The organism is Rahnella sp. PD12R (assembly GCF_019200965.1).
In the GTDB taxonomy this organism is placed as follows: domain Bacteria; phylum Pseudomonadota; class Gammaproteobacteria; order Enterobacterales; family Enterobacteriaceae; genus Rahnella; species Rahnella laticis.
This window is the reverse complement of record NZ_JAHTMS010000015.1, coordinates 90,961-105,548: the sequence shown is the minus strand read 5'-3', so window position 1 is coordinate 105,548 and position 14,588 is coordinate 90,961. Positions and strand designations below refer to the sequence as shown.

General features: G+C 53.9%; 15 protein-coding genes and 1 tRNA gene. 9 read left to right on the top strand and 7 right to left on the bottom strand.

What is annotated here, in order from left to right:
* Window positions 1–42 precede the first annotated feature (42 nt).
* A complete protein-coding gene (locus tag KWG64_RS22850; protein WP_195815385.1) occupies window positions 43–768 on the top strand; it encodes a methyltransferase domain-containing protein in 726 nt (241 codons plus the stop codon).
* A 21-nt stretch (window positions 769–789) separates the two neighbouring features.
* Here the strand turns inward: KWG64_RS22850 and rnhA are convergent, their stop codons facing one another.
* Window positions 790–1,257, bottom strand: a complete 468-nt coding sequence (gene rnhA / locus KWG64_RS22845) for a ribonuclease HI (RefSeq protein WP_195815386.1) — start codon at window positions 1,255–1,257, stop codon at window positions 790–792.
* Between the two features lie 271 nt (window positions 1,258–1,528).
* Here rnhA and aguB point away from each other — a divergent pair, with 271 nt between their 5' ends.
* The 4 genes from aguB (at window position 1,529) to KWG64_RS22825 (ending at window position 4,608) form a co-directional block, all read left to right on the top strand.
* Window positions 1,529–2,413, top strand: coding sequence for an N-carbamoylputrescine amidase (aguB, locus tag KWG64_RS22840; protein ID WP_218523219.1), 885 nt, complete (start codon window positions 1,529–1,531; stop codon window positions 2,411–2,413).
* 3 nt (window positions 2,414–2,416) lie between these two features.
* Complete coding sequence (aguA, locus tag KWG64_RS22835) at window positions 2,417–3,502, top strand: agmatine deiminase (protein ID WP_218523218.1); 1,086 nt, start codon at window positions 2,417–2,419, stop codon at window positions 3,500–3,502.
* Window positions 3,503–3,654: 152 nt separating this feature from the next.
* Window positions 3,655–4,392 (top strand): DNA polymerase III subunit epsilon, encoded by a 738-nt coding sequence (gene dnaQ, locus KWG64_RS22830; RefSeq protein WP_195815389.1) that lies wholly within the window; start codon window positions 3,655–3,657, stop codon window positions 4,390–4,392.
* A 139-nt stretch (window positions 4,393–4,531) separates the two neighbouring features.
* Window positions 4,532–4,608 (top strand) — tRNA-Asp (locus KWG64_RS22825).
* A gap of 82 nt (window positions 4,609–4,690) precedes the next feature.
* On the opposite strand, the gene KWG64_RS22820 is transcribed toward KWG64_RS22825, so the two are convergent.
* The gene (locus tag KWG64_RS22820; RefSeq protein ID WP_218523217.1) at window positions 4,691–6,193 is read right to left on the bottom strand and encodes an NCS1 family nucleobase:cation symporter-1; all 1,503 of its coding nucleotides are present in this window, start codon (window positions 6,191–6,193) and stop codon (window positions 4,691–4,693) included.
* 177 nt (window positions 6,194–6,370) lie between these two features.
* Between KWG64_RS22820 and KWG64_RS22815 the strand changes: the two genes are divergently transcribed.
* From KWG64_RS22815 to puuE, 3 genes are read left to right on the top strand one after another with little or no spacing between them, the layout of a single operon-like run.
* Window positions 6,371–7,105 (top strand): GntR family transcriptional regulator, encoded by a 735-nt coding sequence (locus KWG64_RS22815; RefSeq protein ID WP_218523216.1) that lies wholly within the window; start codon window positions 6,371–6,373, stop codon window positions 7,103–7,105.
* Window positions 7,105–7,863 carry an aspartate/glutamate racemase family protein gene (locus KWG64_RS22810; protein ID WP_218523215.1) on the top strand — a complete coding sequence of 253 codons (759 nt, stop codon included), beginning with the start codon at window positions 7,105–7,107 and terminating at the stop codon, window positions 7,861–7,863. Before KWG64_RS22815 ends, KWG64_RS22810 begins: the two co-directional genes overlap by 1 nt.
* Complete coding sequence (gene puuE, locus KWG64_RS22805; RefSeq protein WP_218523214.1) at window positions 7,856–8,800, top strand: allantoinase PuuE; 945 nt, start codon at window positions 7,856–7,858, stop codon at window positions 8,798–8,800. Before KWG64_RS22810 ends, puuE begins: the two co-directional genes overlap by 8 nt.
* 208 nt (window positions 8,801–9,008) lie before the next feature.
* Here the strand turns inward: puuE and KWG64_RS22800 are convergent, their stop codons facing one another.
* Window positions 9,009–9,503 carry a hypothetical protein gene (locus KWG64_RS22800; protein ID WP_218523213.1) on the bottom strand — a complete coding sequence of 165 codons (495 nt, stop codon included), beginning with the start codon at window positions 9,501–9,503 and terminating at the stop codon, window positions 9,009–9,011.
* 320 nt (window positions 9,504–9,823) lie between these two features.
* Between KWG64_RS22800 and KWG64_RS22795 the strand changes: the two genes are divergently transcribed.
* Window positions 9,824–10,315 carry a hypothetical protein gene (locus KWG64_RS22795; protein WP_195824937.1) on the top strand — a complete coding sequence of 164 codons (492 nt, stop codon included), beginning with the start codon at window positions 9,824–9,826 and terminating at the stop codon, window positions 10,313–10,315.
* A gap of 421 nt (window positions 10,316–10,736) precedes the next feature.
* Here KWG64_RS22795 and hpxZ read toward each other — a convergent pair whose 3' ends face one another.
* From hpxZ to KWG64_RS22775, 4 genes are read right to left on the bottom strand one after another with little or no spacing between them, the layout of a single operon-like run.
* On the bottom strand, window positions 10,737–11,120 hold the full coding sequence (gene hpxZ, locus KWG64_RS22790; RefSeq protein ID WP_195815395.1) for an oxalurate catabolism protein HpxZ: 384 nt from the start codon (window positions 11,118–11,120) through the stop codon (window positions 10,737–10,739).
* Window positions 11,121–11,165: 45 nt separating this feature from the next.
* The gene (locus KWG64_RS22785; protein WP_218523212.1) at window positions 11,166–12,569 is read right to left on the bottom strand and encodes an AtzE family amidohydrolase; all 1,404 of its coding nucleotides are present in this window, start codon (window positions 12,567–12,569) and stop codon (window positions 11,166–11,168) included.
* Window positions 12,566–12,760: an oxalurate catabolism protein HpxX gene (gene hpxX, locus KWG64_RS22780; protein WP_218523211.1), complete on the bottom strand. Its 195-nt coding sequence runs from the start codon at window positions 12,758–12,760 to the stop codon at window positions 12,566–12,568. Before hpxX ends, KWG64_RS22785 begins: the two co-directional genes overlap by 4 nt.
* A gap of 15 nt (window positions 12,761–12,775) precedes the next feature.
* Window positions 12,776–14,362, bottom strand: a complete 1,587-nt coding sequence (locus tag KWG64_RS22775; RefSeq protein WP_218523210.1) for a gamma-glutamyltransferase family protein — start codon at window positions 14,360–14,362, stop codon at window positions 12,776–12,778.
* Window positions 14,363–14,588: the final 226 nt, after the last annotated feature.

Below are 14,588 nucleotides of genomic sequence, written 5' to 3'. Positions count from 1 at the left end.
GCAACCTCTCTTTGGCAACTGCTTGAAAGAAGATAATAAAATATGCGACCAGCCCGCGCCCGTAAGACCATTGTTGCACCGGCATCTTGGGAAGATATTCCCTGCGGCGACTATTACCGTGCCGCGCTTGAGCAACAACTGCAACCCTGGTGGGGAAAACTCTACGGTTTTCACCTGCTGAAAATCGGCGCATTAAGTGCCGAAATCAACGCTGAAGCCTGCCCTATCTCGCATCAGGTCAATTTCGCGCCGGAAGGCGAAGGGCTGCACGTCAGGGGGGATCCCTACTATTTACCGTTCTCCGCGAAATCGGTCGATGCGTGTCTGCTGAGCCATACGCTGGCGTATGCCGATGACCCGCACCGCATACTGCGTGAAGTCGATCGCGTGCTGATTGATGATGGCTGGATGGTGCTGAGCAGCTTCAATCCGCTGAGTCTGTTAGGTATCGGGAAACTGATGCCGTTCTTTCGCAAACGTCAGCCCTACAGCAGCCGTCTCTTTACACAGATGCGACTGCTCGACTGGCTGTCGTTGCTCAATTACGAAGTGATGGTTCACCGGCGCTTTCATGTGCTGCCGTGGAAAAAAAATGGCGGCAAATTGCTGAGTACGCATCTGCCCGCGCTGGGCTGCATGACGTTAATTATCGCCCGTAAACGCACATTCCCGCTGACACCAACGGCGAAAAAAGTTCACGCGCAGAAACAGAAAATACAGCAGGCCGTCGGGGCGACAAAAAGTTATCGGGAAGAGCATCGGGACTGAGTATGCCCGATGCGCGGCCGTTTAACCTTCTGCCTGATAACCCACATCTTCCAGCGTCGGATTGCCCGCCGCTTCTTTTGCCAGCACGTCGCAGCGTTCGTTCTCAGGATGACCTGCGTGGCCTTTTACCCACATCCAGTTCAGCTGGTGAGTCTGAATTGCGGCATCAAGACGCTTCCATAAATCGACGTTTTTCACCGGTTTTTTATCCGCAGTTTTCCAGCCGCGCTTTTTCCAGTTATGGATCCAGGTGGTAATTCCCTGGCGCACATACTGACTGTCGGTGCTTAACGTGACTTCGCACGGGGTGGAAAGGGCTTCGAGCGCCACAATGGCCGCCATCATTTCCATGCGGTTATTCGTGGTCAGGCGGAAACCCGCGCTGAACTCTTTTTCGTGTTGCTTATAGCGTAAAATTGCACCGAAACCGCCGGGGCCGGGGTTGCCGAGGCAGGAGCCGTCGGTGAAAATTTCTACCTGTTTGGTCATCTCTGGCAGGCTCTTTCATCAAATATAAAAACCAAGTCTGACATAAACCGTCCTGCCGGGCACAGTAATATCTTGGGGTTCAACTGTCCGAAAGAGGGGCGATGAGAGGCTTTTGCCGCAGGATATCTGGGCATTCATCACTCTTTAGGCTGGAGAGCGCTGTCTTTTGCAATATAATAGGAAAAGGCAGAGTGGCAGTTCAAAACTCTGAGTGAGTTCCGTCTTTCATGGTTTTTTCACTGCAAATTTTTCAATGCTTTAAGGATGTCTGATGAGAAATGTAACGGTTTCTGCAACACAAATGAGCTGCAGCTGGGATTTGGAAAAGAATATTGTTAATGCCGAAAAACTGGTTCGCGAGGCACATTCCCAGGGCGCGCAAGTCATTCTGATTCAGGAACTTTTTGCCGCACCGTACTTCTGTATCGATCAGAGCCCGGAACACTACGGCCTGGCGCAGGAGCTGACTAACAGCCCGCTCATCCGTCATTTCTCAGCACTCGCCAAAGAACTGGAAGTGGTGCTGCCGCTGAGCTTCTTCGAGAAGTGCAACAACGCTTATTACAACTCGCTGGTCATGATTGATGCTGACGGCAGCGTACTGGATGTTTACCGCAAAACGCACATTCCGAACGGCCCTGCCTATCAGGAAAAACAATTCTTCATTCCCGGCGATACCGGTTTTAAAGTCTGGAATACCCGTTACGCGAAAATCGGCGTAGGGATTTGCTGGGATCAGTGGTTCCCGGAAACTGCACGTTGCCTGGCCTTGCAGGGCGCGGAAATCATCTTCTATCCGACGGCGATTGGTTCAGAGCCAGCGTATCCGGAAATCGACAGCCAGCCACACTGGACCCGCGTCCAGCAAGGCCACGCGGCGGCAAACCTGGTGCCGGTGATTGCGTCGAACCGCATCGGTACGGAAAAAAGTAAATTCATCCCCGATTATGAAATGACCTTCTACGGTTCTTCATTCATTGCGGATCAGACCGGCGAACTGGTTGCTCAGGCCGGTAAAACAGAAGAAACCGTGCTGGTTCATACTTTTGATCTTGATGCGATTGCCGCGCAGCGCGCGTCATGGGGCCTGTTCCGCGACCGTCGTCCGGAAATGTATGGCGCAATTGCGACCTCTGACGGTTCAACGAGGAAATAACTGATGTCCTCTATTCCTGAATCACCGCAGCGTGAAGGTTTTGCGATGCCGGCTGAATGGGCGGCGCAGCAGGCTGTCTGGATGATCTGGCCTTACCGTCAGGACAACTGGCGTTCAAACGGACGCCCTGCGCAACAGGCTTTTTCTGACGTTGCGGCGGCCATTTCGAGCACCACGCCGGTCATTATGGCTGTCCCTGCTGCGGAAATGGAGAAGGCCCGTGGCCTGATGCCTTCGCAGATTACGCTGGTGGAAATGGAAAGTGACGACGCCTGGATGCGCGACACCGGCCCGACCATTGTGGCCAATGCAAAAGGCGAGCGTCTGGCGATCGACTGGACGTTTAATGCGTGGGGCGGTCTCAATGGCGGCCTGTATTCCAGCTGGGATCGTGACCAGCTCGTAGCCCGTCAGGTGGCGAACTATCATCACATCCCTTACCTTTCCACAAGCCTGGTGCTTGAGGGCGGTTCAATCCATGTTGATGGCGAAGGTACGCTGCTGACCACGGCGGAATGCCTGCTTAATCCCAACCGCAATCCGGATCTTTCGAAGTCAGAAATTGAAGCGAAATTGCAGGAATATCTGGGCGTTAAGAAAATCATCTGGCTTGAAGAAGGCGTGTTCAACGATGAAACCGACGGCCACATTGATAACATGTGCTGCTTTGTTCGTCCGGGTGAAGTTGCCCTGCACTGGACTGACGATCAGAACGATCCGCAATATGTGCGTTCCGTTGCCGCTCTGAAAGTGCTGGAATCGACGAAAGATGCGCAGGGCCGCAGCCTGAAAGTCTGGAAAATGCCGTCGCCGCCGACGCTGTTTGCCAGCGCGGAAGAGACCATTGACGTGTTGCCGGGAACGGCGATTGAACGCCACGAAGGTAACCGCCTGGCGGCGTCTTACGTCAACTATCTCATCAGCAACCAGCACATCATTTTTCCGCTGCTGGATCCGCTAACGGATAAACATGCCGAAGCAGTGTTCGCTGAAATGTACCCTGATTTCAAAGTGACCGGCGTTCCGGCCCGCGAAATCCTGCTGGGCGGTGGCAACATTCACTGCATCACTCAGCAAATCCCCGCGTAAGATAAAATGCCCGTGGCGCTTTGCTGCGGGCTTATCAACTTCTCCGGCGAAATGACTTAAGCCTCCACCTGATGGTACTCTGTGACGCATTCACGATGTCTCTATCGTCCGGGTTTCGTTTCAAAATGATCGGCAGGGTTGGGTAAATAACCATGGATTTACAAAACACATCTAACAGGATCGTCGTTCTCGATACCGAAACCACCGGTATGAATAAGCTCGGCGTTCACTATGAAGGTCACCGGATTATTGAGATCGGGGCCGTCGAGGTGATTAACCGTCGCCTGACCGGGCGCAATTTCCACGTTTATCTCAAACCCGATCGTCTGGTCGATCCTGAAGCTTTCGGCGTTCACGGGATTAGCGACGAGTTCCTGGCCGACAAACCGGTGTTTGCCGACATCGCCGACGATTTTATCGAATACATTCGCGGCGCAGAATTAGTCATTCATAACGCAACGTTCGACATCGGCTTTATGGATTACGAGTTCGACATGCTCGGCCGTAATCTGCCGAAAACCGAAACCTTTTGCAAAATCACCGACAGCCTGGCGATGGCGCGCAAGCTGTTTCCCGGCAAGCGTAACAACCTCGATGCACTGAGCGATCGCTACCTGATCGACAACAGCAAACGAACGCTGCACGGCGCATTGCTCGACTCCGAAATTCTTTCAGAAGTTTATCTGATGATGACCGGCGGGCAGACCAGTATCAAATTCACTCACGAAGGTGAGCAAAATACCGGGGCTGACGGGCTGGGGATCCAGCGTGTGGCACGTCCGGCGTCCGGGCTGAAAGTTATTACGGCTTCAGAGCAGGAGCTGGCGTGGCATGAAGAACGGTTAGATTTAGTGGTGAAAAAGGGCGGCAGCTGTTTATGGCGTTCGTGACGCGTATTTTCTGCAATTTGTATTGAAAATATCCGGTGTGTGGAAAAACTGTGCAGTCGGTAGAAAATATCAGGAAAAGCATTGACGTAATGGCGGGCATTCCTTAATATCCGCCTCGTTCTTAACCAGAACAAAACGCGGAGCGGTAGTTCAGTTGGTTAGAATACCTGCCTGTCACGCAGGGGGTCGCGGGTTCGAGCCCCGTCCGTTCCGCCACTATTCAGAAGCCCTGAGTGAGAAATCACTCAGGGCTTCGTCGTTTCAGCCTTCCTGGCTTTTTCCTCCCTGTTACAACGATTTATTCCGCTTCTGTTTTCATATAGCCCATCGCGTTACCTGCCGCGCGGTCATGACGGGCGATATAGCGATAAAAACCGCCCGCCAGAAATGCCCCGATAAACCAGCTGAAATTCGCCACCTGATGCAGGCTTGGCGTAAAGCTGATGACCAGGCCAATCAGCACCGCAGGCACCAGCGCGCCTATGGCTTTCGGGTTGAACCCGTTGCGGTACCAGTAACGGCCGGAAGGCGAGGCGTTAAACAGCGCATCGACATCCATATGACCGCGTTTGATCAGGTAATAATCCGCCAGCAGAATGCCGAACAACGGCCCGATAAATGCCCCGAGAACGTCAAGCGTGTAGTGGATCAGCTCCGGTGACTGGAACAGGTTCCACGGTGTCAGTAAAACAGAACCGACGGCGGCAATCATCCCGCCGGTGCGGAAACTGATTTTCTGTGGTGAACAGTTGGAAAAGTCGAACGCCGGTGATACGAAGTTCGCCACAATATTGATACCAATGGTTGCGATGATCATGGTCAGCAAACCGAGCGCAACCGCGACGCTGTTACCCACGCGGCTGACTGTTTCAATCGGGTCAGTAATCATCTGGCCAAACAGGGATTGAGTACCGGATACAATCACCACGGTCACAATCGAGAACAGCAGGAAGTTAAACGGCAGCCCCCAGCGGTTGCCCCGACGGATTTCACCCATGCTTTTGCCGTAACGCGAAAAGTCACCGAAGTTCAGCAGCGGGCCGGAGAAGTAAGAGACGACCAGCGCCGTCGCGGTCAGCATTTCCCAGCCTTGCTGACCGACGGTCAGCGTTTTTGTCGACAGCGTGAAAGAGATATTGCTCAGCCCGGTTTTATACAAAATCCATCCGGCCAGCATCAGCATCACGACATACACCGCCGGGCCCGCCACGTCGATAAAACGCTTAATTGCGCTCATGCCGTGCCAGAACACCATCGCCTGCAACACCCACATAATGCCGAAGCAAATCCACCCCAGCGCAGACAAGCCCAGCCAGTGCGGCACGGTCAGCGGCGTCAGGGACGGGAAGAATTTCAGCAACACCAGCATTAATGCGCTGGCCGCCAGATACGTCTGAATGCCATACCACGCAAACGCGATCAGCCCGCGGATCACCGCCGGAATGTTAGCGCCAAACACGCCAAATGCCTGACGGCAAATCACCGCATAGGGCACGCCCGCCTGCTGGCTAGGTTTCGCCACCAGGTTCGCGCAAATCTGCACAATACAAATCCCGCACAGCAAACACAGCAAAACCTGCCAGCTGGTCAGGCCGAGCGTGAAGAAACTCGCCGCCACCACATAGCCGCCCATACTGTGCACATCCGACATCCAGAAAGAAAAAATGTTGTACCAGCTCCAGTTTTGGTCACGAGTGGGCGCTAAATCATCGTTACACAGCCGCGGGCTGTAATAAGGTTTGATGATCCCGGCGCTCTGTTCAGAGGGCGCCGTGGCGGAGGTGATTTCCTGATTTGGCATAAATCGTGCTCCTGTCATTAACAACATGTAAAAGTCGGAAGCCGGTGACCGGCTGCCCAAAGGTGAAAAGCAGTCACAGGAGCACTGCACGAATCAGGCCATATTTCATTTTTTGTATACAAAAAATAATTTTCATGTATACGATTAATCTATCGAACGGTATACGGAGTAACGGCAATGACCAGTTGGAGCGGGCTGAATACGGCCTATTTTACCGAGGATAAGGACGACCACATTTACAACGCGCTGGTGAAATCGATTGTTGAACACCAGCTTTTGCCGGGCAGTAAATTGCCGGAAGAAGCACTGGCTGAAGTGTTTTCTGTCAGCCGGACAGGCATCCGGCGTGTGTTGCAGCGCCTTGCCGCAGTGCAACTGGTCACGCTATTGCCCAAGCGTGGTGCGCATGTCACCACGCCGGACGCAGAAGAATCCCGCGACGTTTTCGCCACCCGAAAAATTCTTGAATGCGCCAACCTGCCGCTGGTGATCGCGCATTGCCAGTCCATGCATCTGGTGGCGCTGAAAAAACTCGTACAGGAAGAAAAGCGCGCCCACGACGAGCGTAATGGCCCGGCCGCAATCCGGCTTTCTGCTGCTTTCCACGTCCAGCTTCAGGCGATTTCCGGCAACAAAGTGCTGACCGAATCGGTTTCTCAGCTCACGCTGCGTTCTTCACTGGCGATTGCCGCCTGGGGCGCGCCGTGGCAACAGGGCTGCCGGTGTCATGACCACGATGATTTACTGGAACTGATGAAAAAGCGGGACGTTGCCGGGCTGACGCAAAGCATGTCGCATCACTTCGACAGCATCGTTTCCAGCCTGCGTTTTGAGCAAAATAAAGGGCAGGTGCCTGATTTCGCAAATATCTTTTCCTCTCATCTTCTGGTCGCCGGAAAGGAGCCAGAGTGATGGCAAAACCGCTTTGTATACAACTGATCAACCCGAACACCAGTCTGGCGATGACGGAAGTCATGGCGCAAACCGCGCGCTCTGTTGCCGCCGTGGATACACAAATTGTGGCGGTTTGTCCGCAGGAAGGTGCGCCGTCGATTGAAGGGCATTTTGACGAGGCGATTGCCACGCTCGGTGTTTTGCAGCAGGTGAAAGCCGGGCGCGAAGCCCGCGTGGACGGCCATATCATTGCCTGTTTTGGCGATCCGGGCTTACTGGCCGCGCGTGAGCTGGCGCGTGCGCCGGTCATCGGCATTGCCGAAGCGGCCATGCATCTGGCCACGATGCTGGCGACGCGTTTTTCCATCGTCACCACTTTGCCAAGAACTCTCACTATTGCACGCCATTTACTGCATCAGTACGGTTTCGAGCGTCATTGCGCGGCGCTGCATGCGATCGATCTTCCGGTGCTTTCGCTCGAAGACGGCAGCGGGTTGGCGCAGCAGAAAGTACGTGAACAATGTATCGCCGCGAAAAAATCCGATGGCAGCGGGGCGATTGTACTGGGCTGCGGCGGTATGGCCGATCTGGCGCAGGAACTGACGCTGGAGCTCAATATTCCGGTGATCGACGGCGTCAGCGCGGCGGTCAAAATGGTCGAGTCGCTGGCCGCACTTCGCCTGACCACCAGTAAGCACGGTGATCTGGATTATCCGCTGGAAAAACCCTTGTCTGGCCGCTTTGCCGGACTGAATCTGAGAGATAACCATGCCTGAATTCGATAACGGTTTTACTGACAATTACCCGCGCGACCTGATTGGCTATGCCGGTCGCCCGCCACACGCAAACTGGCCGGGCAATGCCCGGATCGCGGTGCAGTTTGTCCTCAACTATGAAGAGGGCGCAGAAAATAACGTCCTGCACGGCGACGCAGGTTCGGAGCAATTTCTTTCGGATATTATCGGCGCAGCCAGTTTCCCCGACCGTCATATGTCGATGGATTCACTGTATGAATACGGCTCACGCGCTGGTTTCTGGCGGATCCACAATGAATTCCAGAAACGCGGTTTGCCGCTCACCGTTTTCGGTGTCGCGATGGCGCTCGCGCGTACCCCGGAAATTGTCAGCGCCATCAAAGCGGCGGATTACGACGTTGTCAGCCACGGCTGGCGCTGGATCCATTATCAGAACATGAGAAAAGCCGAAGAGGCGGAGCACATGGCAAAAGCCATCACCGTACTGCGCGACCTGTTCGGCAAAGCGCCACTTGGCTGGTACACCGGACGCGACAGCCCGAACACCCGCCAGCTGGTCGCCGAATCAGGTGGTTTCCAGTACGACAGCGATTATTACGGCGACGACTTACCGTTCTGGACGCCGGTCAGGCTGGAAAACGGTGAAATTAAACAGCATCTGGTGATCCCGTACACGCTGGAAACCAACGACATGCGGTTCGCCTCGCCGCAGGGCTTTAACACCGGCGAGCAGTTTTACACTTACCTGAAAGACACGTTCGATGTGCTGTACGAAGAAGGGGAAATCTCCCCGAAAATGATGTCAATCGGGATGCACTGCCGGATCCTCGGCCGTCCGGGGCGGTTCCGGGCATTGCAGCGATTCCTCGATTATGTGGAGTCACATGACAGGGTCTGGGTCTGTAAACGGCAGGAGATCGCGGATCATTGGGCGCTGTTACATCCGGCGAAAGAATAAGGTCAAAAGCGTGGGCCCGCCGCCCACGCGCTCCGTTCAGCCGGTTTTTTGAGTGCGTCCTGGTCAGTCTTTTAAGACATTGTTCTAAGATTTATTTTTTGTGGTCGTTACGTGGCGAATTCGCAATGTGCCGTTACGCTTTGCAAGTTCATAGGATGCTTTTAACTGACGCATAGATTCAATTTTATATTCGGTGATCGTCATTTTCTTAAGAGTTGAAATATCGCGTTCTGAGTACATAACCCATTCCTCTTTCACCATGTCCGTTAGTTGCTTTGTATACTATATTCACAGGGGGTTGCTGTAAAACCCGGTCATAATAACGTTTAAGTTTTTGTGTTTCTGCAACTGCAAAATATGCCCGAGCTTTGTAAGTATCTTGATGGAGTGTAATGATCCTCTCAATTGTTTTTGAAAGTTCCCCAGGAAATGAAAATTTTCTCGAACACTTACCTTTGGGAGGCGGTTGGTAGTAAGTCTCTTTTTCAAAATTTTCTACCCGATCAAATTTCACATCGTAGCAATGTTTTGGCAATCTAAATCCAGCGTCTTCACTTCTAAAATTATGATAAACAATATCGGTAGTATCAATTTCTGTAAATATAATGATGAATAAATGGTTGTCTACAGAAAAATTGTACAGGTGAGCAATATACTCACCATGTAAAAACTCTCTGAATGATTCTGAAAGATAGTCCGTCATCTTATTGATTCAATTAAATTTAAATTCGAAGAGTTTTTTGAACTCATATTTTTCTCAACAGGCTGTACTTTACACCGAGAAAAAAATAAAAAAATCACTACTTTTAAAAACTGGAAAGCATCACGCAGGAAATAAATGTAACGACTGCAAAGCGTAGATTAGTGAGATTTCTTTATTTTTAATGCTTATATTCCCCTTGAGTTATCTGTTTTCAGATTGACGTAACGTAATATCGTTACCTGCCCCGGTAATGATTTTTATATCGCGGGTCAGTTATATTGGCAGCGTTGAAAAATGGATGTTTTTATTAAGGAAGATTTATGACTTCAACACTCAGTTCATTCGATGCCTTCCCTTTTCGGGAGCATAAAATGATTAAGCGAAGCGCTAAGAATAGCGGAGGTGGCGCTATGACAGGAAATCTGGAAAAGCGGGTAGGGAACCTGGAAAGCGAAGTGACGAAAATGGCCATCGATGTGGCTGTCATCAAATCCAACTATGCAACCCGCGCAGACATTGAAAGTTTACGGGCAGAAATGAAAGGAGAGATCAGCGACTGTCGCTACGAACTCTCAAATGATATTAAAAATGTACACAATGATCTAATGCGTATGATCTACAACACCCGTGATGAACTCAATCTAAAAATTGATAAGATGGGGGATAAATTCTCAAGCGAGATTAAAGAACTAAAATCGACGCTGCTTTGGAAAGTGGGTGTTCCGTTTTGTACCTTTATGCTGGCAGGAATGGCGGGTCTTATTTTTACGCTTCTAAAACTGTTCGCTGAAATATCTATGAAATTGCCTTAAAGGGGAATTTCTCAAGGCATAAGGCAAATCATTTTAAATATGGCGAAACGTTAACAACAACAGCAAGTCTGCACCGTTTATAAGATCCCACCCAGGCGCGCTCAAAATCTTGCTGAACGGAGCGGCTTCGAGACCAGAGGCTCGAAGACCGAGTGAAGGCACCGCGCAGCGGCAAGATTTGCGCCTCTTGCTGTGGTGGCAGAACATGTCCATCTATCCAGCGGCAGCGCGGAGTAAAAAGGCGTGGAGGAATCCAAAGGAGGAAAAGCACTTTCCTCCTTTGGTCGGTTTCGTCACTGAAAGTTAAGCGATCACCGCACGTGAGAAACCGAAATTCTTTCTTCTCACCTTTCTGCGTAAATCCCGGCGATAACCGAAAAAGTTTCCTCAGTTTTCCAAAGCTGAACCGCCCATGATTCGGTCAAATCATCAAACTGACATGGGCTGCCACAATCTTCCACCCGCTCGCCATCTTTACCCATGTCTGCTGCTGGCGGCCGATCCGATCAGTGCCCTCGCGGCGGAACTCGGTGCTCGCCACCGCCATATCATCCCCGAAGGTGGTGATCGTCGTGTTAACCAGTTCGCGATCCAGCCCCTGTGACGAACGCGCGGAGCGGAAAGCGCGGATGGCGTCGATGCCATAAAGATTTTCACCCGCGCCAAAGCGCACTGTGCGCGGGTCATGCCAGAACAGTTCGTCAAGCACTGCCGTATCGTTGGTAATCAGCGCCTGTTCGTAGCGATAAAATGCCGCATTCATTTCGGCAAGGATCGCCGGGCGGTCGATATGTTCAGTTTTCATTTTTTACTCTCTTAACGTCACCCTGGAAAACGGTGGCCGGAGTCATCAAACCGGCATCACCGGAGAACTGCTGACATTCACAATGCCTTGCTGCTCCAGCGCCCAGGCAGCGCGAAGGCAGAGGTCTTCCCGCCACGGTGGCGCAATCAGTTGCAGCCCGATGGGCAGGCCACTTGCGGTCGTCACCGGAACCGTTACAACCGGCAGGCCGAGGAATGAAATTGGCTGGGTCAGCATGCCCATATTGGCCCGCGTCGGCAGGTTCTGACCATTGATATGAATGGTCTCCTGGCCGATCAACGTAGCCGGGCACGGCGTCGCCGGCGCAATCAAGATGTCCCAATGTTCGAACAAGGGCAAGATTTCTTGCTGAAATTGCTGACGAAAACGCTGTGCCTGCACATACCACGCAGCCGGGATCATAGCGCCTGCCAGCAGGCGTTCGCGCGAAAGCGGCTCAAACTGTTCCGGGATACTGCGCAGTTTTGGCAGGTACTGATTTCCCCCTTCGGAGGCACTGATGATGAATGCCGCCGAGCGGGCCAGTTCTGCCTGAGGTATCTCAATTTCTTCCTGAGCCTCAAGTGCCCGGGCAATCTGCAAAACCGCCGATTTGGCACTGTCGTCGCACCAGGTAGAAAAGTATCCGCCAAGGATTGCAGTCCGGAGCCCTTCCTGGCCTCGGGTCAGGCGGGAAAATGTTTCGGTAGCCGGTTTGTCCGCCTGAAAATGATCCTGCGGATCGGTACCCTGAATCGCGTCATACACCTGCGAGAGATCTTCGCTGCATCGCGCCAGCGGGCCGAGGTGATCCAGGCTGGCGACAAACTGCTGGCTGCCACGGCGGGAGATCCGCCCGAACGTCGGTTTCAGGCCAAGAATGCCGCTCAGCGAAGCCGGAACGCGGATCGAACCGTTGGTGTCGCTGCCCAATGTGAAATGCACTAGGCCGGCGGCCACTGCCGCAGCCGATCCACCGGACGAACCTCCGGCAACGCGTGACAGGTCGCGTGGATTTCGTGTTGCGCCGTAATGGCTGTTTTCCGTGGTGAAACCGTAGGCGTAGGCATCCATATTCAGCATGCCGGAAAGCGTTGCGCCCTGTGCGGCGAGGCGGGAAACGGCCCACGCATCCTGACGCGCGGCGGCATTGCTGCTGTTCAGGCTGGCACCGGCCAGCGTGATTTCACCGGCGACGTCCAGCAGGTTTTTCACCGCATAAGGGATCCCGGCGAGCGGCGGCAACGTCACCCCGCTGGCACGGGTTTTATCGACTTTCGCCGCTTCGCTTAACATGCGTTCGCGGGTGATGTGAGTATAGGCATTGATGACCGGATTGGCCTGTTCAACTGCATCCAGTGTGGTGCTGGCGATTTCCGTGGCAGAGACTTCGCCCTGCGTAATAGCCTGATGCAGCTGGTTAATCGTGAAGCTATCAAACGATTTCATGCTCTGTACACCCCGGCGATTTCCAGACGCGGGTCGAGCGGTAAATCCATCAGCGGTTGTGCCATCTGGGCGATGCGGCCGAACTGCACCAGCAGTTCCTGACGGCGTGTATCGTCGAGTTCCAGTGCCAGGACAGACTCCATCTGGCTGATGTAAACGGCCCAGTCTGTGGCCGCAGGTTTTTTTTTCATGATCAGTTCCTCAGTTTAAAAACCGGCCGCGCTGCCGTTGCTGCGCGGGTCGGAAGCGCCTTCAAACATGCCGTTGGTGTGGCGCACAATCGCACCTGCATGGCCGACGGCTTCGCTGAAATCAGGTAACAACTCGACGTCGTGACCGCGCTGGCGCAGCCCGGCCAGCGTCTGATATTCAAAGCGGCCTTCCAGTTTCAGGGAATCGGAGCTTTCGCCCCAGGTTCTGCCCAGCAGCCAGCGCGGGCCGCTGATCGCCTGCTGAAGCGATTGCCCCTGCACGACGTGGCGGATAAACACTGCCGCCTGCGTTTGCGGCTGGCCGTCGCCGCCCATCGAGCCATAAACCATCGTGCGGCCATCGTATAAACGTGCCGCCGCCGGGTTCAGCGTGTGGAAAGGTTGTTTACCCGGTGCGAGTGCGAGCAGATGATCGGCATCAAGGCTGAAAGACGCACCGCGGTTTTGCCACAGTACGCCGCTGCCCGGCAGGACCACGCCACTGCCAAATTCGTGATAAATGCTCTGAATGAACGACACCGCCAGCCCGCTGCTGTCCATCACGCCCATCCAGACGGTGTCGCCCGGGCCTTTGCCTTTTCCCCAGTCGGCGGCGCTGTGAGGTTTAATGCGGGTCGCGAGGGCGTCGAGATACTGCGGATCCAGCAGGCTCTGAGCATCCTGCGTCATCATGCGCGGGTCGGTGATGAAACGGTCGCGCAGGCCGAACGCCAGTTTGGTGGCTTCAACCACGCTGTGAATGGTGGCGCTCTCATCCATGGTTTCCAGCGGCAGCCGGTCGGTCAGGCCGAGGATGGCCAGTGAAACCAGCCCCTGCGTCGGCGGCGTCAGGTTGTAGATTTCGCCCTTGCTGTGTTTAAGCCGTAACGGCACACGGCGCTGCGGCTGATAAGCGGCAAGATCGGCGCGCGTCAGCGGCATACCGAGTTTTTCCATGTCCGCCGCCATACTATCGGCCAGCTTGCCACGGTAGAAACTGTTCAGCCCGTCTTCGCACAGTATTGATAACGTGTTCGCCAGCTGCGGCTGGGTGAAACGATTTCCGGCGCGCGGGACATCTCCGTTCGGTAAAAAGACGTCGGTAAATGAACGGATATCTTTCAGTTCATGGTGTTTGGCGTGGGTCGCGGCTTCCTGCGACGGCGTCACGGGAATGCCGTCGGCGGCGTAACGGATGGCGTCGCGCAGCAGGCGGGAAAGCGGTTTTTGCTCGCCGCCGGATTCAGCCGAGACTTTCAGCGCTTCGTGCCAGCCGCCCACGGTGCCGGCGACGGTCAGCGCGGCTTTCGGGCCACGGTGCGGAATGTGGCTTTCTCCGGCATAAAAGTCCAGAGACGCCAGCGAACCGGCGGCTCCGCTGGCGTCGATGGCAACCGGATTGCCCTGCGGCGGCACAATCAGCCAGAAGCCGTCTCCGCCAAGCCCGTTCATATGCGGGTAAACCACGGCGATGGTTGCCGCGGCGGCCACCATCGCTTCGATGGCATTACCGCCTTCGCGCAATACCGCAAGCGCACTCTGGCTGGCCAGATGATGAGGGGTAACCGCCATACCGAGCGGGGCGCTGTTACTGTTAATCATGCGATGTCCTTTTTGACGACTCTGTTTTTATGCTGCCCGGCCTGCAGGGATAAGGGCGCGATGTCATTAGGTTAAGCAAGACGTGTTCCACATCGGCAGGTTCCCACCGCATCCGCGGATAAATTCGCTTGCATTGGCAAGCATAGTGCATGGTATGTTCCGCTGAAACCTTCGTTACAATGTCTGTCATATTTCAAATTTCAGATGCGTTGGCTGCTCTCAGTCG